We start from the raw sequence: 23,760 nt of genomic DNA, 5'->3' as shown, positions 1-23,760 counted from the left end.
TAAGATGAGCAAGACATTACATTTTAATGAATTGCCTAGACCGACTTTCCGTTGGTTAAAGGTAAATCATACAGAAGGCAATGTATGGGCTGGTACAGAACGTGCAACGGTAACAGTAGAAGGATCCAAGCACATTGTAACAGACATTACAAATAAAGAATTGTTAGAGTCCTCTTATGAAGGTGTTCATGCTGGCGCGTTGCGCGATGCATCTCATCACTTTACACATGGCTATCACATTCAAGTGCCAGCTGGTGCAAAGGAAGCATTGACGATTATCCTTGATGTGCAAGGCGCTGTCAGTGAAAGAACACGCTTACAAATCGAAGCTGAAAAAGACTCTTCCTTAGAATTAACGCTTTGCTTGAAAGGTGAAGCTACGGATGGTCATGTAGGATTACTTTCAGAAATCGTATCCCACACAGGGGCCTCTGTAGTATTCAAAAAAGTGCAGCTGTTAACTGGTAAAGTGCAACAATTTGAACATCGTTATACACGAGTAGAAGAATCTGGTCATGTAGAGTTCATCAACATCGAGTTGGGTGGATCTGAAAACTTCTTGAATTACCAAGAAGATTTAGTAGGAGACTACGCTGAAGTAGAACATGATTTGGGATACTGTGGCAATGATACACAAGTATTTGATATCGCTATGTTAATGAAACATATCGGTAGAAAAACAATTAGTAATATTAATAATTTAGGTGCATTGAATGGCTCTTCCAAGAAATCATTCCGTGGAACCTTAGATTTCTTGCGTGGTAGTATCGCATCTGAAGGTGCAGAGGAAGATACATGTTTGTTATTAACACCTCAAGTTAAATCCATCTCTTTACCATTGTTATTATGTAAAGAAGATAATGTATCTGGTAATCACGCATCCAGTGCTGGTCAATTAGATCAAGCGAAATTATTCTATTTAATGAGCCGTGGTTTCAACGAAGAGGAAGCAAAACACATCATCGTAGAATCTATGTTACGACCATTGATTGATCGTATTGGCCATGAAGAAATGGAAGAAGCTGCCTTAGCAGTACTACGACAAAAAATATAATTGAGAGGGATAGTATGAAACCAATAGCAGAGGCATATAAAGATTTTCCAATTTTAACAAGAACCCACCGTGGTAAACGCATTGCATACTTGGATAGTGGTGCCACTACGCAAATTCCAGTTCCAGTGATGAAAGCATTAGAAACGCATATGGCAAATCACAATGGGAATCCTCATCGTGGGGCCCATGTGTTGGCTATGGAAGCATCCGAGGCCTATGAAGGTACTCGTGATGTGGTGCAACGATTCATTAATGCTCGTAAACGTGAAGAAATTATCTTCACTCGAAACACGACAGAAAGCTTGAACTTAATTGCTCATTCTTACGCTTTGAAACATATTAAGGCAGGCGATAAAATCGTCATTACTGTGGCAGAGCATCATGCGAACCTTGTGACTTGGCAGTTTGTATGCCGTATGACAGGTGCAACATTGGAATATATGTACCTAGACGAAACTGGTCACATCAAAGATGGTGAAATGGATAAAATTGATGCATCTACTAAAATTGTATCCTTTGCCCATGTAAGTAATGTGTTAGGGATGGAGTTTCCTGTAAAAGAGCTAGTGGAACGTGCTCATGCTGTTGGTGCCATTGCTATTCTAGACGGAGCGCAATCGGCTCCTCATCAAGCTATTGATGTACAAGCTTTAGATTGTGATTTCTTCGTTTTCTCAGGGCATAAAATGTGTGCTTCTCAAGGCACTGGCGTTGTGTACGGAAAATATCACTTACTAGAAGACATGGATCCATTCTTATTTGGTGGGGACATGATTGAATATGTGAAAGAACAAACTACCACATTCAATGAAGTACCTTATAAATTCGAAGCAGGTACACCGAATGCACATGGTGCTATTACATTGAAAGCTGCTATTGAGTATTTGGAACAATTTGGTATGGATGCGATCCATGAATATGAACAAGAATTGGTGCGGTATGTATTACCTAAACTAGCGGCTATGCCTCATATTCATTTGCTGGGCAGTGCCAATCCAGAAGAAAAGCATGGCGTTATCGCTTTCACTGTGGATGACGTACATCCACATGATGTGGCAACCATCATGGATAGTCATGGGGTATGCTTACGTTCTGGACATCATTGTGCACAGCCATTAGGTGCATACTATGGTGTACCAGCATCCAACCGTATTAGTATGTACATATATACTAAAAAAGAAGATTTAGATCAATTTTTAGAAGCCCTGAAAACAGTTCGACCAACCATGGGCTTGTCAGAGTAAGGAGAACAATGCCATGGAAATGGATCAAGTGTATACAGAACTGATTTTGGAGCACAACCAAGATAAACGTAATAAACGTTTATTAGATGTATTTACCGCTAGTGAGCATGGTCATAACCCAAGCTGTGGTGATGATTTAACATTGCAAGTGAATGTGGTAGATGGCATTGTAAAAGATGCTGCATATACAGGTTCTGGCTGTGCTATTAGCCAAGCATCGGCATCTATGATGATTGATGTCATTACTGGTAAATCTTTAGAGGAAGCGTTCCAATTAGTGGATCTTTTCTTAGGAATGATTAAAAAAGAAGTGACAGATGAAGAAGAATTAGAAGCCTTAGAAGATGCAATAGCTTTACAAAATATTTCTAACATGCCTGCCCGTGTTAAATGTGCAGTGCTTGCTTGGCATACATTGCGTGAAGCATTGAAGAAATAAAAGGAAGGCTGCTACAGAATGACCTACATTCTTGAGCAGCCTTTTTTGTGTATCTAATAAAAAAGATAGGCGATGTGTATCGCCTATCCTATCATTTGTATGTTGATTGATTACCATTGCCCTTCCTGGTGCTCTTTTAAAAGTTTCACCACTCGAGGTCCACAACCTTTGCCACCGCATGCGCCGGTACCAGCACTAGTGCGCTCTCTAACTTTAGGGAATGTATCGCAGCCATCTAAGATTGCTTCTTTAATTGCTTTTTTTGTAATACTACGGCAAGTACAAACTTTTGTTAATTTATCTAAAATGGCCGTAGGAATTTGATTATCTTCCATACTGTCCTCCTATATATAGAAACTTTTCTATATATAGTATACTCTGCAATACGAGTATTGTAAAGAACTTTCATCGTGCATATGAAAGACAGTAGCGATATTACCATATCGTAGTCTGATAGGGGGCAATGTAGATATATTTAGCAGTAGGCATTGTCTAGATTGGTAGATATTATTGGGTGATATCATACGAGGCGAACCGAACAGTGGAAGTGATACTACAACTATAGATACACATATAGTATTATGATAGATAACATATAGGAGTTATTATGATTTGTGTAATTTTTGATTTAGATGGAACCTTAACAGATTCTCGTGAAGGTATCCTTAAGTCTATTCGGTATGCTCTAGAAAAAATGGAGCAACCTATTCCCGATGAAAAAACATTGCAATTATTTATTGGACCACCATTAACAGATTCTTTCCGAGATCACTGCCATATGACAGAAGAACAAATTGAACAAGCCTATGGATATTTTAAAGAACGCTATGATGCTACTGGAAAATATGAAAATGCTGTGTACCCTCAAATTGAGGCTGCTTTACAAGCATTGAGAAAAACAGGCGCTTATGTTGGTATTGCTACGGCAAAACCAGAGGAGCAAGCAAAAGATATTATTAAACATTTTAATTTAGACCCATACTTTGAAGTGATCCGAGGAGCAAATCGAGACATTGGATTGATTCATAAGGAAGATATCTTACGTGAAGCTTTACAAGATATGAATGCGATTACGGCACAGAAATATAAAATATCTCGTTGGTATATGGTGGGAGATAGAAAGTATGATATGGAAGCAGCTAAACTTCACAACTGTGTAGCTATGGGAGTTTCCTATGGATATGGAAGTGTAGAAGAATTAGAGTCGGCAGGAGCTGATTATATTTGTGAGAACCCATCAGATTTAATAGTGAATATCGCTGTAGATACATTATTATAAATCACATTTATGAGTAAGCCTATATATTCATAGTTTTGTATTTATTTTTGTGATACCATACATCGAACATATTTTCTTTTGTGCTAAATTCCAAATAAAAGAAAGTACGTTCGATATATTATCTGTAAGTAGAGTAGAAAATTTTATACGTACATATATACTGAAGAGCAATTCTGAAAAGAATAAAGAGGAAGGTTGAAACAAATTCAACCTTCCTCTTTTGGAATACACCTATACTTGTAAACGTCCATCAATCATGATAGGGACTTCTTTACCATCTTTTGTCAATCCTATTATCGTCATATGTTCATGACCAATCATAAAATCTGTATGGGCAAGGGATGTATTTAAACCATGATTACGCAATTCTTCTTGGCTCATACCATCACTATTTTCAAGGCAAGTAGGATACGCAGCACCTAATGCTAAATGACACGAAGCATTTTCATCATAAAGGGTCTCGAAGAAAATCATATTGGATTGGCTTATTGGAGAATAGTGATCCACAAGTGCTACTTCACCAAGGTAGCAAGAGTTTTCATCTGTTTCAATTAAATTAGTTAAATACTCTTTACCTTCTTTGGCACCATAATCTACAACTTTTCCATCTTTAAATGTAAAATAAAACTCCTCGACTTGATTTCCATCATAAATGAGTGGTTTTGTAGAATATACAGTTCCATTAGCACCTGCGTAATGAGGCGCTGTAAATACTTCTTCTGTAGGGATGTTAGCATCAAAGATAATCCCTTTTTTAGAGGCTTCTTTACCACCTAACCAAAGGTGACCTTCGGGAAGGGCAATTGTCAAATCAGTACCATTTGGACATGTATAATGTAGGGATACTAACTGCAGATCATTTAATGTAGCTGTACGCTGTGCTAAACGGTTTAAATGTATGGAGAAAGATTCATCTTCGGATACATTCTTCATACGACATAATGTAAAGATTGTATTCCATAGACGATTTACTTTTTCATTATCATCACCTTCATAGCCTAATAGGTTAGCCCAAGTAAGGGTAGCCACAGAGGCAACACACCAAGTAAGACTAGAATCCATGATTGCTTCATGGTAAAATTTAGTTAATTTACTCATGCTGCGAGAAGATAAGGCAATTTTCTCAGAAGGAACTCCTTCGTAAGCAAATGGATTTGCACTAATTAAAGATAAAATGCAAGCATTAGAATCTACTATATGATGGTACATATCGGCGATCCAAGGAGCAGGATTAGCTAATACAGTATCCTTAGCGTTGGTTAAACGTGATTTTGCAGTGATAGTACTGCGCCAATTGATATGTACATCTTTTGCACCTAGTGCATAAGCTTCTTCTACCACAATATATACGAAGTCTTTATTTTCGACATCCCCATTGATAACTAATAATTGATCTTGTTGTAAATTAACCCCTTCTTGAAGCAATAAACGTGCATATTGATGTAAATTTTCTTTCATATAACCTCCAAATATATACTGGTAGTAAATTTTAAAGGATACTACCGCTGTATCACGAAATCTAACTAAGAAAGGTCGTGATACTATGAAACTATCAAGTCGAAAACGGAATATACTAATTGTAGTTATATTCCTAGTTTGTGTATGTGGGTACTATTCTATTATAGCAGATACATCGATGAAAGGCGATGCAGAATCAATTACAACAACCCATGAGGAAACTAGTAAAGAACATAGTAACAAAGAGAATCAGGATACATCTAGTGAGAAGGGAAAAGTCTTAGTCTATGTTACAGGGGCTGTGGAAGAGCCTGGTTTGTATGAATTAACATCACCAGTCACAGTAAAAGCAGCCATAGAAGCGAGTAAAGGATTATTGCCGTATGCCGATGTCAATCGTTTGCATATGGAAGATACTATTGATGAAAGTACACATATTCATGTAGATTTTAACTTCCGCGGCAATCCAGAAGAATTGTTGAGAAGACAGAATATTTCAATTAATGATAGTTCAGAAGCAGAATTACAAAAGATATCTGGAATAGGGCCTAAGATGGCGAAAAAAATAGTGGACTATCGAAATGAACATGGACCATTCAAACAACTAGAAGATTTGAAACATGTAAAAGGGATAGGTCCTGCTTTGTATAAAAAGATTGTGGAGAAAGTACGATTATGAGACGGTGGATACCAAAACCAATTGATATAGGGAGTGGTAGTGTAATGGGGATGATATTAGGCATCTCCATAGCTCTTTATCATTATGAATATACTTCTTACTTGGCACAATGGGTTTGTATAGTCAGTATTTTGGGCATTGTATTCCAAATGAGCAAGTCATATTATGAACAGAGAACTGAACCAATTCGGACTAAGATTGCCTATTTGATGGGAATGTCACTGGTTATCACAGTGTCGCTGGCTGTAGGATATATGCGTGCAGATACGGTGATTAACTCCTATCATGAAGAGCGGCCCTTTTACTATGGAACACAGGGAATCTATCATATACAAGTAACCGGATCTCCCCAGGAGACAATGACTGCAGATGGCCTGATGACAGTTATGGATGGTACTGTAGAAGGTCTCGCCATAGACAAAGAAAATAACTCTGAAACATTACCAGCAAGTGGCAATATACGTGTTTATGTGCGGGGAAGACCTTCTATCCATATAGGCGAACGATATCGGATAGAAGGTGTTGTTAAAGGTTTCACTTACTATGAACAGAGTGGTGCCATATCTATGAAAACGCGGCATATTAACGATTCATTAGTAGGAACACTTTATGATGGTCAAATTGTAGGTTCATATAGAATAACGCCCACACTATGGAGCCATACCAAAGATAGTATCTTTGGTATATGGAATGCAATGGATGATATACATCATTGGATTGCTAAACAATTTGAAGAACACTTAGATCCATCTATTGCCACTTTGGGAGCATCTCTAGTCTTAGGTGGACAGTATGCCGCATTACCAGAAGCAACAGTCAAGTTATTTAGTGAAACAGGCCTCATACATATTTTATCTGTATCAGGATCACATATTGCACTTTTATTTTTAATAATTTCATTCATTGTAAAACCGTTTTGTAAATCTAAGAGAACAGAGTTTTTAGTCACCACTAGTATGATACTTTTGTATTGTACAATTGTCGGGTGGAGTCCACCTGTATTACGAGCAGCTATGATGGGTATATTGGCTGGATATGTAGCTCTACATGGAGGAACATATAGAGCAATACAAGGGTTAGTACTTTCTGGGGTATGTTTACTATTGTGGAAACCTTTGTATGCTGTAGATATTAGTTTTATTTTATCCTTTGGATCCACCTTAGGAATTATTGGCTTATACCCTTATGTATATCGAATCTTTCCAGCTAATACCATATCAAAAGCAATCGCCTTATGCATATCCGCACAGGTATTGATTTTTCCTGTGGAACTATATTATTTCTACAATGTGAGTTTCTTAAGTATTCTATCAAATCTGATAGTAGGTCCATTACTCGATATGGTAATTATTATAGGGCTTCTCTTGTCTATACTTAATTCTATTGTTGTATGTACTTGGGGCTGGTGGGTTCTAGGTTTTATTCTGAAAGCTAGTGTAGCTCTTCTAGTGGCTATACGTGATTTAGGTGTACTATGGTCCCCGCCGATGCCAATTTGGTTGGTTTTACTATGGTATGTGGGATTAGCCTATGTATATTGGCTACTGGCACTGAAAGAACCGATACATCTGAGGTGGAATCGAATGGCTAGTGCTAGTTTTTTAGTATTGGGATTAGTTCCGCTCATTATATCCTACACGATGACAACAATTCATATAGTTCCTATCGCATTGCATTCAGGACCAGCTTGCATGGTGTATAAAACAGGTCTTCATAGAGAGGCGTATTTATATATAGATGCTAAGAATGGAGATATATCGCAACGTGATATGAAACAATGTATAAATGTATTACATCATAATGGATTTCAACAGTGGAATAGTCTATTCGTTGATGCCTATCAAAAGGGAAGTGTACATATAGATACATTGCGTGCTTACTATGTGAAGGAACAAACAAAAGAAGGAATACAATCTAACTGGTTAGTTGTATCTGCACATAAAAAAGATGGTTATGAAATCATAGTAAAAGGTAATCGTATATTTCATCTAAATCCAAGAAAAGAAGAGGAAAAAAGTACTGAGATAGTGTATAATACAAAGAGTGAAGCGAATACAATATATGGACTGACTTCTACAGAACGTTTACTAGAATATCAGCAAAAAGGGGCCAAACAATTTGTAGTTTGGAATACATTGCACAGTCGGTTTGATGTGGAAGAAGGGGTATATATTGTAGGTAGTGACGAGGATAATATGTTTACACTATAAGAGGTGAAAGATGGTTACATTACTCTACGGAGATGAGCCACAATTATTGGAAGAAAAAAAGCAGAATCTCTTAAGTACCTATACAGATCGGACCTTGTTTACTTTACGTGAGGAACAAGGTACTAATTATATTATGGGACATGTGCAAGAAGTTTCTTTGTTTGGAGAGCCAAGAGTATTTTTACTAACTCATGTACCTATATTTGATAAGTCAAAGAAAAAGGCGAACTCTGGATGGCAACAATTACGAGAGTTTCTCATACAATATGATGGTACAGATCCTATACTTATTGTGTATCCTGAGTCCATCGATGGTCGATTGCAAGGGAATAAAGCATTTTTACAAGCTGTAGAATCCTATAAGTTTGAAAAGCTAGAAGGAGAGGCTCTCTTTCAGTGGATTCAAACCTATTGTAAAGAACATGGTAAAAAACTTGATACTCAAGGAATGTCTTACTTACGTGAAGCTGTAGATCTTTGGAAAGATGTTCCCTTAGGATTTTTACGAACTGATTTCGACCGTTTGTTTTTACTGTTGGGTACGCATAAAAGTATCACTAGAGAATTCTTAGAAGAGCATTTAACAGATTTTGGAGACAAAAATATTTTTCGATTCAAGGAAGCTCTTATCAAAAAAGATGCACGTACTTTACTAGATTTATTTCCATCTATGTTAAAGAACAAATCTGTTGATATGGCGATGGCTTATGTTCATAATCAAATGCATTTGCAATTGATGGTAAGCGAATGTGCATTTTACGGATTATCACTGCCAGAAATTCAAAAGCTATTTAAGGAAAAGGGGATGCAAGTGAATCCGTACCCGATTAAACTGGCATACGAAGCTAGGAAAGATATTCAGATTCCAGCCGTGGCCAAGTTACTTCGTGAACTATACCGAATTACTTTAGGGAGTCGACAAGGTATGTTTGATATGAGTCAATTTCAAGACGTATGTTTAGCCTATTGTGCAAGTTAGGAGATTTATGAGAAAGCAAAAAATAGCAGCAATCGTAGCCGCATTTGCTCTATTAGGGGGCGCATCTGCAGCAGGAATTTTATGGCCTACAGGTCAAATTATTTATGGGTTACAGCTCAATGGGCATTCTATATCTAATCAATCCCGTGAAGATGTAGAACAATATATTAAACAAGTTGAATCGGAAGCTAACACTAAATCCATCACAATTGTAGATTCAAATGGCGCAAAGAAAACTATGAGTTTGCGTGAGTTGGGGATTACCGTAGATATAGTAGGGACCTTGACTGATAGTATTGATCATGGCTATGAATCTAATATAAGTGAGTATGTATGGCATCGGATGCAAGCCATAGTGGGTGCAAAAAACTTGCCTATACGATATAAAATGGATGGACCTACGGTTGAAAATTACCTGTTAGAATATGCAAAATCTATGGGTGAAACAGGATCAAATGCGACAATTACTTTAGAGGGTGATAAAATTGTCCATCATTCTGCAAAAGTAGGACGTAAATTAGATATTCCAGCTACTATTAAACGATTGCAAGAACAGTTACAAGAAGGAAATGTAGAAACATTGGATCTTGTTATCAACGAAGCTGCACAGCCTACAATTCAAGATAAAGATTTAGAGAGTATTACCAATGTATTAGGGACATATACGACTCACTTTGATAGTTCCAATACCAATCGTGCTCATAATATTCACTTAGCAGGACAAAAAATTCATCAAACGTATATACCAGCAGGTGGTGTATTCTCCTTTAATGAAGTCGTAGGTGAGAGAACTGCAGAAGCTGGCTATGATGATGCGCCTGTGTTTGTTGGAGGACGTCTAGTGCCTGGTATTGGTGGAGGTATTTGTCAAATCAGTTCTACTTTGTTCAATAGTGCTTTATTGGCAGGTATGGATATTGTAGAAAGAGATACACATTTTGCTCCAGTATCCTATATCCCAGTAGGCCTTGATGCGACAGTAGCATGGGGGTATATTGACTTTAAATTTAAAAACCCATACTCACATCCTATTTATGTGATTACCGAAGAAGGTAATGGATATGTGAAAATTTCAATATTAGGAGCTAAAGAGGATGTTCCGCAGTCTGTGTCTATTACGAAAAGTAATGAACGTACAGTTCCAAATCAAGTGATAGAACGCGTAGATCCTAATGCCACAGAAGATGTTGTGGAATCAGCAGGACATGCAGGAATCTCTGTAGATACGACTAGAACAATTACCTATGGTGATGGTCGTACAGCTACGTATACATTTAACTCTTACTATGAACCAGTAGAATCTGTTGTGGTGAAAGCTGGTAAACCTAAGCAAAAAGATGTGAAAGAGGCGAAAGAAGATCAGAAACAAGAGGGGTCTCAAACAAAGGGAAAAGAGCAGCCTAAAAAGAGCGAAAACAATAAGCGATAAAGCATAATTGAGGTAGTATGAAACGATATCATTTGGTACGAAAAGGAAAAGGTCAAGCTGACTTTTACTTGTTTATAAAAGATGGACAACTGCATATTGATCGTTCCAATCCTACCGATGAAATGATGAGTTTACACATACAAGACGTATATGCATCGATAGTACAGGATTGTAAGCTGGTGGAGACAGATAATGGCTATTGTATTCTACCAGTACAAACTGAATGGAATACGATGACTCATGATATAGAGATTGGTGCTCCTGAAAACTTTAATTTAGATGCCTATGACCAGTATCTAGATGAAATGGACATGTATCTCGATTGTCAAGGTGAGGTAGAATCTTCAGCATATTTAGATAACTTATATGAAGATCCGGTTGTACGAGATAAGCCAATTCCAGTGGTGCAGGTTGAATCTACATCTTCTTACCCTCAGCGTAGAAAAAAAACTAGTACTGATGAGGGGATGCTATTGGGACAAGCATTTGATGAGCCAGATACGCATACAACAAATGATTTTTTTGTTAGAACCGGTGAAATTATCGTAGTATCTGGATCCTTTCACAATTTAGACATTCGTGAGTTACGACCTAAGGAAGATAGTAAAGCTGTACAAAAAGCTCGTGAAAAAGGTGAAGAGCCCAAAAAACGCTATTTGATTACGGGGCATCTGGTAGATGATCACAACAGTTTGTGTGTGAAACGATTTACGAGAGCCTCTGAAGATGGACCACAACTTTTTAAAATCCTAAAATCTGCTAAAAAAGTTCAGATTAAAGGAGAGGTCATCTATGATGAAGAGTATGTAAAGGATTATGTATTGGATATGGAGTCTGTCCGACCGATTCCATCAGAATCTATAGAAGTACGCACTGAAAATCATGAAGAAACACGAGTAGAATTACATTTACATACAAAAATGTCTGACAAAAATGCTCTTGTAGCGGTGAAAGATATCGTTAGCCTAGCTAAGGAGTGGGGCCATCCCGCTGTAGCCATTACAGATCACGGTGTCGTACAAGCGTTTCCAGAAGCACAAGCTTATGCCGCTGAAAAAGGAGTTAAAATTCTTTATGGGGTGGAAGGATATTTAATAGACCAAGAAGACCAAAAAACACCTAACCATATTATTATATTAGCTAAAAATATGGTAGGCCTTCGCAACCTGTATAAAATGATATCCAGTAGTCATTTGAATTATTTTGACGAATATCCTCGGCTACCTCGAGAAGTCATTCTTGATCACAGAGAAGGCATCATTCTAGGATCTGCTTGTAAAAAAGGAGAATTAATACAAGCGATCGCACATGGAGCATCTGATGAAGAGCTACAGGATATTGCTAGATTTTATGACTATTTAGAAATTCAACCTCATGAATACTATAAAGAATTTATAAAGCTAGGCCTATTGAAAACAGAAGAAGATTTGAAAGCAATCAATCGTCGCATCGTTGACATAGGTCATGCTTTACAAATACCGGTGGCTGCCACGGGAAATGTACACTATTTACATCCAGAAGATAAACAATACCGTGAAATTATGCTAACGGCTTGTGATATAAAAGATGTAAAAGATAAGCCTTGTATGCACATGCGTACAACAGAAGAAATGCTGCAGGAATTTTCTTATTTGGGGGAAGACATTGCTTATGAAGTGGTTGTGACCAATACAAGAGCAATTAATGATCGTATTGAACATATAGTGCCAATTCCTAATGGCACCTATTCGCCTAAAATTGAAGGCGCAGATAAAGCTCTTGAAGATATGTGCTATGCAAAAGCTAAGTCTATCTATGGAGACCCATTACCGAAAACAGTACAGGATCGGTTAGATTATGAATTAAAAAGTATTATTGGCAATGGCTTTGGTGTGTTGTATTATATTGCCCATAAATTAGTAAAAAAATCATTAGATGATGGATATTTAGTTGGTTCTCGTGGTTCCGTAGGTTCTTCTTTTGTAGCTACCATGGCTGATATTACAGAAGTAAACCCATTGGAGCCACATTATGTGTGTCCTCATTGCAAATGGAGTGAGTTTTATCTAAAAGGGGAATACGCTGGGGGATTTGATTTACCACGCAGAGAGTGCCCAGAATGTGGCACACCACTCATAGCGAATGGACATGATATTCCATTTGCTATTTTCATGGGGTTCCATGGAGACAAAGTGCCTGATATTGACTTGAACTTTTCTGGAGATTATCAGGGACGTGCACATAAATACACAGAAGAGCTTTTTGGACGCGACAATGTCTTTAGAGCGGGAACCATTGGTACGATCGCAGATAAAACAGCTGTAGGATATACATTTAAATATGCAGAAGCCAATGACTTACAAAAACGTCGCGCTTTTATTGAACGTTTGTCTACAGGATTTACGAAAGTAAAGAATACAACTGGGCAACATCCAGGGGGGATTATGGTTTGTCCTCGAGACATGGATGTACATCATTTTACGCCTGTCCAATATCCGGCTAATAAAAAAGAAAGTGGTATTATAACAACCCATTTTGATTATCACTCGATTGAAGGTCGTATGACTAAACTTGATATATTGGGCCATGATGATCCTACCATCATCAGGATGTTAGAAGATATGACAGGGGTGCCTTCTACGAGTATTCCTTTCGATGACCCTGATACATTGAGTTTGTTTTCCTCTACGAAAGCATTAGGCTTAACCCCTGCACAATTACAAGGTGACAAAGTAGCAACGTTGGCTGTGCCAGAATCAGGAACAGGATTCGTACGGGCCATGTTGGAAGATTCAAAGCCACAAACGTTTTCTGATCTAGTTCGTATATCTGGATTCTCTCATGGGACCAATGTATGGGTGGATAATGCGCAAACACTAATTAAAACAGGTACCTGTAAACTGAATGAAGCCATTTCTACTCGTGATGATATTATGAACTTTTTGCGCAATCATGGTGTAGCTGATAACGTAGCCTTTTCTGTTATGGAAAATGTGCGTAAAGGTAAAGGCATAGAGAAGCGAAATAAAGAAGGTGTATCACAAACAGATTATGAAGATCAAATGCGTGCCGCCAATGTACCAGAGTGGTTTATTGCTTCTTGTAAAAAGATTTCCTATTTATTCCCAAGAGCCCATGCTGTTGCGTATGTAATGATGGCATTCCGCATTGCTTGGTATAAGATCAACTATCCATTGGCTTTTTATGCATCGTATTTTTCGATTCGTGCGAAAGCATTTGACTTGAAAATTATGATGGGTTCTTTAGAAGAACAGCAACGAGAGTTTAAACGATTAAAGGCATTAGAGGCTAAGTATGAAGCATCTCCAAAGGAAAAAGATTTAATTTCAGCCTTAGAGGTATCCTTGGAAATGAAACAAAGGGGATATCATTTTGCAAATGTAGAGTTAGCTACATCTGCCTCTAGACGATTTGCGATTAAAGATGAAACTTCTTTATTACCTCCGTTTGTGGCTGTGGATAGTTTGGGTGAAAAAGTGGCAGATTTGATCGTAGAAGAGCGAGAAAAAGCAGACTTCTTATCGATTAAGGATCTGCGACGGCGAACGAAGATGTCACAGACCATAGCGAACCGTATGGTAGAGTTAGGGTGTTTGCAGGACTTGCCAGAAGATGAACAAATGAATTTATTTGGATAATAGGAGTTATGATATGTCAGAAGTTAGAGAAGCAGTATGGATAGGCGTTGATGTGGGAACCACAGGTGTACGTGCCATGGCATACACAGCACAAGGTAAATCAGTAGCTGTACGAGATGCTTTCTATCCATTAGAAACACCACAGTATGATCGAGCAGAGCAAAATCCTCAACAAATTTATGATGCTGCAGAAGAAGTTATCGCTGGCGTAGTAAAAGAGTTACAATATAAATTAGTCACTATATCCGGAATTGCTTTGAGCTCTGTGATGCATAGTTTTATTCCTCAAGATGAACAGTTTGATTTATTAGGGAATATGATAACCTGGGCGGATAGCAGAAGTTCCAATATTGTGCACCGCATGGAACAAGACGAGCAGTGTAAACAATTCTACTTTAGAACAGGCTGTCCGTTACACGCGTCGTATCCATTGGCTAAAATCATATGGGTTAAAGAAAATCAGCCTGAAATCTTTGCTCGTATGGCTCATATTGGATCTATCAAAGATTATATGTTCCGATTGATGACAGGAGAGTGGGTAACGGATAAATCTGTGGCCTCTAGTTCTGGTTTATTTAATGCCTTCACAGAATCTTGGGATTCTGAAATTTTAGACTATGTAGGTATTCAAGAAGAACAACTGCCTAAGGTAGTATCCACAACCTATAGTGGTAAGCTAGTAGCAGGCGTAGCAGAGCGCTTAGGATTACCTGTGAATACGCCAGTTGTCATCGGTGCTACTGATGGAGTGTTGGTAAATGTTGGTATTGGTGCTGTTTCTAAAGGACAGTTAAGTGCTACGATAGGTACCTCTGGTGCTATACGCATGCTTACAGAAAAGCCACAGATGGATCCTAAAGGTCGTACCTGGTGCTATAATTTAACAGATACCATGTGGGTGGCTGGTGGAGCTATCAACAATGGTGGCATGATTTTGCGTTGGATGCGTGATCGAATTCTGCATTATCATGGTTCACAAATGGAACAATTATCGGTGGATCCTTATGATTTAATGACTATGAAAGCAAGACATGTACCAGCTGGATCTGGTGGCTTGCTATTGATGCCATATTTTACGGGTGAACGAGCTCCTTACTGGAACTCTGATTTGCGTGGTGCATTCGTAGGCTTATCCTTAAATCATAGTCGCTCTTACATGATTCGCGCCACAATGGAAGGTATTTGTTATAGCTTACGATTTGTTCTTGATGCATTACGTGAGTTTGAAGAGGTGAAAGATATCCGCATTAGTGGTTCTTTCACTAAATCTGAGTTATGGGTACAAATTATGAGTGATATATTCGGTGAACATATCACCTTACCAAATAATAGTGAAGGTGCCTCCTTTGGCGCCGCTGTGTTAGGGTTTATTTCTGATGGAACTTTGTCAGACATTAAGGATACAGCAGAGCTAGTACAGCCTGAATGTATCTATCACCCTAAGGAGCAACATCAAGCTGTATATGAAGAACTTTTCTCTATTTATGAAAGTTTGTATATCCATATGAAGGACGATTTGGCACGTCTTGTTCAGTTCCAAAAGGAACATCCATTTAGTCGTTTATAATTTGAAAGGAGATTAGAGATGCCATTAATCATTCTTGCATTAGGAATTATTTTACTATTTTTCCTAATCGTAAAAGTAAAGATGAATAGCTTTTTATCATTGCTATTGGTCTGTGTATTATTAGCCTTTGGGGAGGGATTACCACTCGATAAGATTTTCCCAACTATCCAAAAAGGCTTAGGAGCTACCTTAGGTAGTTTAACAATCGTAGTAGGTTTTGGCGCTATTTTAGGTAAATTGATGGCCGATAGCGGTGGAGCACAACGTATTGCTACTACCTTGATCAACATGTTTGGTCGTAATAATGTAAGATGGGCCGTATGTTTAACTGGATTCATTGTAGGTATTGCTTTATTCTATGAAATCGGTTTCGTCTTATTAATTCCTTTAATCTTTACCATTGCTAAATCTGCAGATATCCCATTGTTAGAGGTAGGTATGCCAATGGTAGCTGCCTTATCTGTAACACATGGTTTCTTGCCTCCGCATCCAGGTCCAACAGCGATTTCTGTATTATTCAATGCAGATATTGGATTAACCTTGGTGTATGGTATTTTAATCGGTATTCCTACCGTTATTTTGGCAGGCCCATTGTTGTATAACACTGTGAAAGACATCAAAACAGATATCCCTGAAGGTCTTCACAATGATAAAGATTTTACAGAAGATGAAATGCCATCTTTTGGAGTTTCTATTTTTACTGCTTTAGTGCCAGTTATCTTGATGGCTGCTACAGCAATCGGTAAAATGATGAATCTACCAAAAACATCTAGTATTATGGTAATTCTTAACTTTATTGGTGATCCTTCTGTAGCGTTGACAATTTCTATTATTATTGCTTTCTATACGTTTGGATTTGCTCGTGGCAAATCTATGAAAGATATTATGGCTACTTCCGAAAAAGCGATTTTAACAGTAGCTATGATTCTATTCGTTGTAGGTGCTGGTGGAGCTTTAAAACAAGTATTGATCGATAGTGGTGTGGGTACCTATATCGGTGAACTTGTAATGCAAGTGAATGTATCTCCATTAGTATTAGCTTGGTTAATTGCTGTGGTGATTCGTATTGCTGTAGGCTCTGCTACAGTGGCAGCTATGACAGCTGGCGGTATCGTGGCACCGTTGATTCCATTAACAGGTGTAAGTCCTGAGTTGATGGTAATCGCAGTAGGCGCTGGTTCTGTATTCTTTAGCCCACCAAATGACCCAGGATTCTGGCTATTCAAAGAGTTTTTTGGATTATCTGTAAAACAAACGTTACGATCTTGGTGTATGGTGGAAACAGTCATTGCCGTATGTGGATTAATTGGTGTAGAAATCATTAATTTATTCTTATAATAAAAAATCCCCAGTCCAGTGAATGGATTGGGGATTTTATATTATATATTTACCAATAGAACTGCATGATCCAATGTAGAATAGGTATACCAAACACATTGATTAATACTGTGGCTGTAATAGGAACAACTAAGAAAGCTTTTACAGATTTTCTATAGCGACCACCGAGGGTAGCGATAGTTGCTACTGTGTTTGGTGTGATGCCTAAGCCGTGGCCAAGGAGGGCAGCGCCGATGACAACGCCGTCGTAATCTTTACAGAGTACAGGGAATACAATAAATCGTGTAAACAGGATAATAGCAATGACTTGTACAACTAGAATTGCAAGCATAGGTCCAGTCAAAGAATTTAATGCGATCACAGGTACGCTCATGAACACAGTGGTTAAGAAGATAGTAATACTAATTTGGCTAAACAAGGCAATGGCTTTGGAATTGATAAAAGTTTGGCCCATGGCATCGCCACCATTACGGATAGCAATGGCCAATAACATGGATACGATGAACGTAGGAATATGCAAGCCAAAGGTATCTAATAAATAGTGAGAACCGCCGATGCCTATGCTGACACAGATTAGAACCAACAATAAGTTGACGATAATCCCAACCGGTGTCGGTGCTGGTGAATCTGGTGGAGGAGGTGCTGTTTCATAGCGATTGAATTTCTCGATTAAATATTGTCCCATAGGACCACCGATGAATACACCGATAATGGTAGTGAATGCAATGATACCATGTGCTACAGTCTCACCATTTAAGGCATTTCCTAAATCATGACCTAAAGCAGATACAAAAGAGTAGCTACTTTCAAGAGATAAAGATCCTAATAAAATAGCGTAGTGTTTGTCTAATCCAAATAGACTCGCTAGTCCTAAGCCAATGCAGATTTGCATAATCACCAGTAAGGTACTCATGCCCCAATAACGAGGGATAGCTTTTAGAGAGGATGTACAAATTTGTACGGGCGCTACTAGCCCCATAGTGGCGAAGAATGCCACCATAGCAGGAACGAGAACAGCCTTGTCCAAGGTAATTAAGATAAGTCCAGATACTTGTAATAGAAAAACAAGAAATGCCACGGCAAGTCCACCGATAGCTGGCACGGGGATCGCCCAGCGATGTAGGAAAGAGACGTGCTTGTGTAACAAAGTACCTACTAAGAATGCAATGAGTGAAAGTATGACCGTCTCAACAGGGCCAAGGTGTAATTGTAGCATGTACGACGATGCCATGAAATACCTCCTAACTTTAGATACAAAAGACTATGATGGTGCAGTAGTGCGCATAGGATTCACTTGAACCTTAAATCATAGCTAGATAGTCTGAAATAATACTCCCTCATTATACAACTATTTATCTAATATGTAAAAGCTATCCATAAGAAATGAATATCAGCATATGAACAGAAAAAAGCGCACCATCCACAAAGGATAGTGCGCTTTTATAAAAATCAAGAAAAGTATTTGTATGAGCTTACGATTGTGGAGCATCTGCAATAGGACACCACAACCGTCTGCGGTAGTCGCGAATTCCTGATAGGACAACGCGGAGTGCACGCTGTGCGTCAGCTTTTGAGAGGGGAGGAATTCCATCTAAGCGATAGGAGATTCCAAGACTTTCATACTTATTCACCCCCATGACGTGGTACGGTAAACAATCTACGGCTTTCAAATGTTTGAAGGCACCTAGAAAGAAACCAAGCCGATACCAGCGATCGCGATTATCTGTGATGGTTGGGACTACCACGTGGCGCACCCAAAAATCTGTTCCATGAGCGTCTACAAATTGAGCGAACGCTAGGACTGCATCATTAGGTTTGCCGGTTAGTGTTTCGTGTATAGAGGAATCGATCTCTTTCACATCAAGAATGACTAAATCTGTAACGGAAAGAAGCTTTTCGTACTCACTAGCCTGTTCTTGTGTGTAGCAAATCCCACTTGTGTCGAGACAAGTATGAATTCCCTTTTCCTTGAATAAGGTAAAGAGTTCGATAATAAAAGGGAGTTGCAACAATGCTTCGCCACCAGTAACAGTGATGCCACCAGTGATATAAAAGTCTCGATTCCTTTCAAATTGTGTCCACACATCTGCCACAGTCATTTCTTGGGCATACGTTGAGGGATCCCAAGTGTCTGGATTGTGGCAATAGGCACATCGCAATGGGCAACCTTGAAGGAAGAGGACAAATCGCATGCCCGGTCCATCGACGGTTCCCATAGTCTCAATGGAATGAATACGACCTACCATACTAGATTACATGGATTGATGGAAAGTACGAGAAATAACTTCGTCTTGTTGTGCTTTCGTCAATTTGTTGAAATGTACAGCATAGCCAGAAACGCGAATTGTCAATTGTGGATACAATTCTGGATGTTTTTGCGCATCTAGCAATGTTTCACGATTGAATACGTTTACGTTTAAGTGATGGCCACCTTTTTTGCTGTAGCCGTCTAATAACTGTACTAAATTATCTACTTGTTGTTCGTTTGTCATAGTTACTCCTTTTCTTCAGGAATTGTAATATTAGGTTCACGGCACGCTAGATTTTCGCAACCATCTGCCAAGGCATGTTCAATATTGCCTAGGTCTAAGTCTAAATCTAGGTCGCCTAATGTTACCATCGACTCGCCAGATTTACCAAGGGAATCTGGGATGATGGAGAAGGTATTAGAAATACCATCGCAACAATCTCGCCATGGCATTTTAGCAACGGATGCTAAGGAAGAAATTGCGCCATGTTCATCGCGTCCGTGCATAGGGTTCGCACCTGGAGCAAATGGAATACCCGCTTTACGTCCATCAGGTGTAGCACCAGTGGCATTGCCGTATACCACATTTGATGTAATCGTTAAGAGTGACATAGTTGGTACAGATTGACGATAGGTAGGATGTTTACGAATTTTATTCATAAATCCAGATACCACAGTGGCAGCTAATTGGTCTACCCGGTCATCATCATTACCATATTTAGGGAAGTCACCTTCGATTTCAAAGTCTACAGCAATACCATTTTCATCACGAATTGGTTTTACTTTCGCATGTTTAATAGCAGATAGAGAATCGGCTACTACGGAAAGTCCAGCGATACCTGTAGCAAACCAACGTGTCACTTTGCGGTCATGCAATGCCATTTCCAATTTTTCATAAGCATATTTATCATGCATATAATGAATGATGTTCAAGGCATTCACATAGACACCAGCTAACCATTCCGTCATATCTTCAAATCGTTCCATGACTTCGTCGAAGTCAAGGTATTCTGAAGTAATAGGGCGGAATTTTGGACCTACTTGTTTTTTCAGCTTTTCATCTACGCCACCATTAATTGCGTAAAGTAATGCTTTTGCCAAGTTACAGCGAGCACCAAAGAATTGCATTTCTTTACCAATACGCATTGGAGATACGCAGCAAGCGATCGCATAATCATCGCCAGAGTTAGGGCGCATGATTTCATCATTTTCATATTGAATAGAAGATGTTGCAATAGAGAGCTTCGCACAGAACTTTTTAAATCCTTCAGGGAGGGAAGGGGACCAAAGTACTGTCAAGTTTGGCTCTGGAGCAGGACCAAGATTTTGCAACGTATGTAAAATACGGAATGCAGTTTTAGACACTAATGTACGTCCATCAGTACCCATACCACCGATAGACTCAGTTGTCCACACAGGGTCACCTGTAAATAAATTGTTGTATTCATGGATACGTGCGAAACGAACCATGCGCAATTTCATAATAAAGTGATCCACCATTTCTTGGATTTGTTCTTCTGTATATTTACCAGATTTCAAATCACGTTCTGCATAGATGTCCAAGAAAGTGGAGTTACGTCCGATGGACATAGCTGCACCGTTTTGTTCTTTGATAGCACCTAAATAGCCAAAGTATAGCCATTGGATCGCTTCTTTTACATCGGTAGCAGGTTTGGAGATGTCAAATCCGTAGGACGCAGCCATTTCTTTTAACTCTTTTAAAGAACGGATTTGATCTCGAATTTCTTCGCGGTCACGAATGACATCTGGCATCATATCGCCCATGGTGATGTTGAATTGATCTTCTTTGTCTTTGATCAAATAATCAATACCATATAAGGCTACGCGGCGATAATCACCGATAATTCGGCCGCGACTATACGCGTCAGGTAGGCCCGTAATAATGTGAGCAGAGCGAGCAGCTCTCATCTCAGGTGTATATACATCAAATACACCATCATTGTGTGTCTTACGATGAGTTTTAAAGAAGCTTTCAAGAGTTGGATCCATTTTGTAACCATACTCTTCGATAGCACTTTTAGCAGTTCGTAAACCACCATAAGGGAACATGGCACGTTTTAAAGGATAATCAGTTTGAAGACCTACAATTTGTTCATCTTCTTTAATAATATATCCAGGGGCATGTGCCGTAATATGAGTTGCTACATCAGTATCTGCATCGATGACAGAACCTTTTTGTCGTTCTTCCTCATATAAATCCAATACCCGTTGCCAAAGTCTAGTAGTTCGTTCTGTAGGACCTACTAGAAAAGAATCATCGCCTACATAAGGCACATAGTTTCGTTGGATAAAATCGCGTACGTCCACGGATTTATCCCATACACCTGTATTGAAGTCTTTCCATGCTTGTTGCATAATATACCTCCAAATACACATTAAAACGCAACCCATAGGGTTATTTTTATTGTAATCTATAATAATTATCATTACAATCATTATTTTTGCATAGGTTATATTATTTTTGAAAGTGGTGTATGAGTAAATGGTCATACTATAGACCAATTTTAATTAATATGCTTATTAGGATTGTAGGATGTATATATTTTAAATAATATTTATTCTATATTCTCACTATAAGATAATTATGATATACTATGATTACAATATAATTTAGGATTGCAAGGGAGCCTATGAGATAGGCTGAGAAAGGGCTATAAGTACCTGACCTTTTGACCTGATCGGGATCATGCCCGCGTAGGAAGCACGCAGACAGCTATGTGGGTATCGATATATGTATCGATACCCTTTTTTATAAAATACCGATAGGCTCCTTTGTAGTGAAAGGAGCCTTTATGTTTTACACACAAATGCAAGCAGCCCAAAAAGGAATTATCACCGATGCAATGAAAGTAGTGGCAAAAAAAGAAAACATGGATGTTGAAGTGTTACGGGATTTGGTGGCAAAGGGACATGTTACAATACCATGTAATAAACATCATACTTCTTTACAACCTGAGGGTATAGGACAAGCTTTACGTACAAAAATTAATGTCAATTTAGGTACATCAAAAGACTGCACAGATTACGAAGAAGAAATGAAAAAAGTGAATCATGCGGTAGCCTTAGGGGCTGAATCTATTATGGATTTATCTACTCATGGTGATACACGTATCTTTCGTCGATTGTTGACGAAAGAATGTCCTGTTATGATCGGCACAGTTCCTATTTACGATAGTGTGATTCACCATCAAAAAGATTTAGGCGAATTGACAGCAGAGGATTTTATTTCTACGATTCGCCTGCATGCAGAAGATGGGGTAGACTTTGTAACATTACACTGTGGGATTACGCAGCATACTGTGGAACAGATTAAGCGTCATAAACGTAAATTAAATATTGTCAGCCGTGGTGGCAGTTTAGTATTTGCTTGGATGTCTATGACAGGGCAAGAAAACCCATTCTATGAATACTACGATGAAATCTTAGAAATCTGTGCAGAATATGATATGACTATTTCCCTTGGCGATGCATGCCGTCCTGGTTGTTTGGCGGATGCTACAGATATTTGTCAAATCGAAGAACTTGTTCGTCTTGGGGAATTAACAAAAAGAGCTCGTGAACGTGGTGTACAAGTCTTGGTAGAAGGTCCAGGTCATGTGCCATTGAATCAGGTACAAGCTAATATGGAAGTACAACAAACAATTTGTGATGGAGCTCCATTTTATGTATTAGGCCCATTGGTGACAGATATTGCACCAGGTTACGACCATATTACGGCAGCCATCGGTGGTGCTGTGGCAGCAATGCATGGAGCTGCGTTCCTCTGTTATGTGACACCAGCAGAACATTTGGCTTTACCTGATGAAAACGATGTGAAAGAAGGAATTATGGCTTTCAAAATTGCAGCTCATGCAGCAGATATTGCTAAAGGGATTCCGAATGCGAGAGAACGTGATGATCGAATGGCGGAAGCACGTCAAAAACTTGATTGGGAAGCGCAATATGCAGTGGCATTAGACCCAGAAAAAGCACGTCGTATCCGTGAAAGTCGTGCTCCAGAAGAAGGACATAAAGAAGCCTGCAGTATGTGCGGTAAATTCTGTGCCGTACGGAGCATTAATAAAGCCTTAGAGGGAGAGAAAATTGATATATTATAAATGAGGAAAAGAAACAACCAACTCTTGTAGAGAGTTGGTTGTTTTGTTGTATAGGCGAATTGATTAAGTTAATGTGATTG

Annotated in this window: 18 protein-coding genes and 1 riboswitch; of the genes, 12 read left to right on the top strand and 6 right to left on the bottom strand. The window is 38.7% G+C overall.

The window, feature by feature from the left end; translation table 11 throughout:
* Positions 1 to 4: 4 nt before the first annotated feature.
* The 3 genes from EO122_RS02940 to sufU are packed head-to-tail and all read left to right on the top strand — an operon-like array spanning position 5 to position 2,737.
* Positions 5 to 1,054: a SufD family Fe-S cluster assembly protein gene (locus EO122_RS02940; protein WP_127009302.1), complete on the top strand. Its 1,050-nt coding sequence runs from the start codon at positions 5 to 7 to the stop codon at positions 1,052 to 1,054.
* Positions 1,055 to 1,068: 14 nt separating this feature from the next.
* Positions 1,069 to 2,298: an aminotransferase class V-fold PLP-dependent enzyme gene (locus EO122_RS02935; protein WP_127009301.1), complete on the top strand. Its 1,230-nt coding sequence runs from the start codon at positions 1,069 to 1,071 to the stop codon at positions 2,296 to 2,298.
* 13 nt (positions 2,299 to 2,311) lie between these two features.
* Positions 2,312 to 2,737 carry a Fe-S cluster assembly sulfur transfer protein SufU gene (gene sufU, locus EO122_RS02930; RefSeq protein WP_126938369.1) on the top strand — a complete coding sequence of 142 codons (426 nt, stop codon included), beginning with the start codon at positions 2,312 to 2,314 and terminating at the stop codon, positions 2,735 to 2,737.
* Positions 2,738 to 2,847: 110 nt separating this feature from the next.
* On the opposite strand, the gene EO122_RS02925 is transcribed toward sufU, so the two are convergent.
* On the bottom strand, positions 2,848 to 3,072 hold the full coding sequence (locus tag EO122_RS02925; protein ID WP_127009300.1) for a (2Fe-2S)-binding protein: 225 nt from the start codon (positions 3,070 to 3,072) through the stop codon (positions 2,848 to 2,850).
* 272 nt (positions 3,073 to 3,344) lie between these two features.
* Here EO122_RS02925 and EO122_RS02920 point away from each other — a divergent pair, with 272 nt between their 5' ends.
* Positions 3,345 to 4,016 (top strand): HAD hydrolase-like protein, encoded by a 672-nt coding sequence (locus EO122_RS02920; RefSeq protein ID WP_127009299.1) that lies wholly within the window; start codon positions 3,345 to 3,347, stop codon positions 4,014 to 4,016.
* A 231-nt stretch (positions 4,017 to 4,247) separates the two neighbouring features.
* Here the strand turns inward: EO122_RS02920 and EO122_RS02915 are convergent, their stop codons facing one another.
* On the bottom strand, positions 4,248 to 5,474 hold the full coding sequence (locus EO122_RS02915; protein WP_127009298.1) for an aminopeptidase: 1,227 nt from the start codon (positions 5,472 to 5,474) through the stop codon (positions 4,248 to 4,250).
* Positions 5,475 to 5,652: 178 nt separating this feature from the next.
* Between EO122_RS02915 and EO122_RS02910 the strand changes: the two genes are divergently transcribed.
* From EO122_RS02910 to EO122_RS02880, 7 genes are read left to right on the top strand one after another with little or no spacing between them, the layout of a single operon-like run.
* Positions 5,653 to 6,153 (top strand): helix-hairpin-helix domain-containing protein, encoded by a 501-nt coding sequence (locus EO122_RS02910; protein WP_164725938.1) that lies wholly within the window; start codon positions 5,653 to 5,655, stop codon positions 6,151 to 6,153.
* Positions 6,150 to 8,363 carry a ComEC/Rec2 family competence protein gene (locus tag EO122_RS02905; protein WP_127009296.1) on the top strand — a complete coding sequence of 738 codons (2,214 nt, stop codon included), beginning with the start codon at positions 6,150 to 6,152 and terminating at the stop codon, positions 8,361 to 8,363. The genes EO122_RS02910 and EO122_RS02905 overlap by 4 nt, the downstream gene beginning before the upstream one ends.
* A 10-nt stretch (positions 8,364 to 8,373) precedes the next feature.
* Positions 8,374 to 9,342 carry a DNA polymerase III subunit delta gene (holA, locus tag EO122_RS02900; RefSeq protein WP_127009295.1) on the top strand — a complete coding sequence of 323 codons (969 nt, stop codon included), beginning with the start codon at positions 8,374 to 8,376 and terminating at the stop codon, positions 9,340 to 9,342.
* Positions 9,343 to 9,349: 7 nt separating this feature from the next.
* Positions 9,350 to 10,771 carry a VanW family protein gene (locus tag EO122_RS02895; RefSeq protein ID WP_127009294.1) on the top strand — a complete coding sequence of 474 codons (1,422 nt, stop codon included), beginning with the start codon at positions 9,350 to 9,352 and terminating at the stop codon, positions 10,769 to 10,771.
* A 17-nt stretch (positions 10,772 to 10,788) separates the two neighbouring features.
* Positions 10,789 to 14,409 (top strand): PolC-type DNA polymerase III, encoded by a 3,621-nt coding sequence (locus tag EO122_RS02890; RefSeq protein WP_127009293.1) that lies wholly within the window; start codon positions 10,789 to 10,791, stop codon positions 14,407 to 14,409.
* 13 nt (positions 14,410 to 14,422) lie between these two features.
* Positions 14,423 to 15,976, top strand: a complete 1,554-nt coding sequence (locus tag EO122_RS02885; protein ID WP_127009292.1) for a gluconokinase — start codon at positions 14,423 to 14,425, stop codon at positions 15,974 to 15,976.
* Between the two features lie 18 nt (positions 15,977 to 15,994).
* Entirely contained in the window at positions 15,995 to 17,314 is a 1,320-nt protein-coding gene (locus EO122_RS02880; RefSeq protein ID WP_127009291.1) for a gluconate:H+ symporter, read from the top strand.
* A gap of 49 nt (positions 17,315 to 17,363) precedes the next feature.
* Here EO122_RS02880 and EO122_RS02875 read toward each other — a convergent pair whose 3' ends face one another.
* The 4 genes from EO122_RS02875 to pflB form a co-directional block, all read right to left on the bottom strand.
* A complete protein-coding gene (locus EO122_RS02875; RefSeq protein WP_127009290.1) occupies positions 17,364 to 18,545 on the bottom strand; it encodes a sodium/glutamate symporter in 1,182 nt (393 codons plus the stop codon).
* Between the two features lie 241 nt (positions 18,546 to 18,786).
* On the bottom strand, positions 18,787 to 19,560 hold the full coding sequence (pflA, locus tag EO122_RS02870; RefSeq protein ID WP_127009289.1) for a pyruvate formate-lyase-activating protein: 774 nt from the start codon (positions 19,558 to 19,560) through the stop codon (positions 18,787 to 18,789).
* A 6-nt stretch (positions 19,561 to 19,566) separates the two neighbouring features.
* Positions 19,567 to 19,806, bottom strand: coding sequence for an autonomous glycyl radical cofactor GrcA3 (gene grcA3 / locus EO122_RS08380; protein WP_126938357.1), 240 nt, complete (start codon positions 19,804 to 19,806; stop codon positions 19,567 to 19,569).
* Positions 19,807 to 19,808: 2 nt separating this feature from the next.
* Entirely contained in the window at positions 19,809 to 21,938 is a 2,130-nt protein-coding gene (gene pflB, locus EO122_RS02860) for a formate C-acetyltransferase (RefSeq protein ID WP_164725937.1), read from the bottom strand.
* A gap of 255 nt (positions 21,939 to 22,193) precedes the next feature.
* Positions 22,194 to 22,301, top strand: a riboswitch (TPP riboswitch).
* Positions 22,302 to 22,375: 74 nt separating this feature from the next.
* Between pflB and thiC the strand changes: the two genes are divergently transcribed.
* On the top strand, positions 22,376 to 23,680 hold the full coding sequence (thiC, locus tag EO122_RS02855; protein WP_127009288.1) for a phosphomethylpyrimidine synthase ThiC: 1,305 nt from the start codon (positions 22,376 to 22,378) through the stop codon (positions 23,678 to 23,680).
* Positions 23,681 to 23,760 lie beyond the last annotated feature (80 nt).

This window comes from Veillonella sp. CHU110 (assembly GCF_003992255.1).
Classification (GTDB): domain Bacteria; phylum Bacillota; class Negativicutes; order Veillonellales; family Veillonellaceae; genus F0422.
This window is presented reverse-complemented; position numbering and strand designations above follow the sequence as displayed.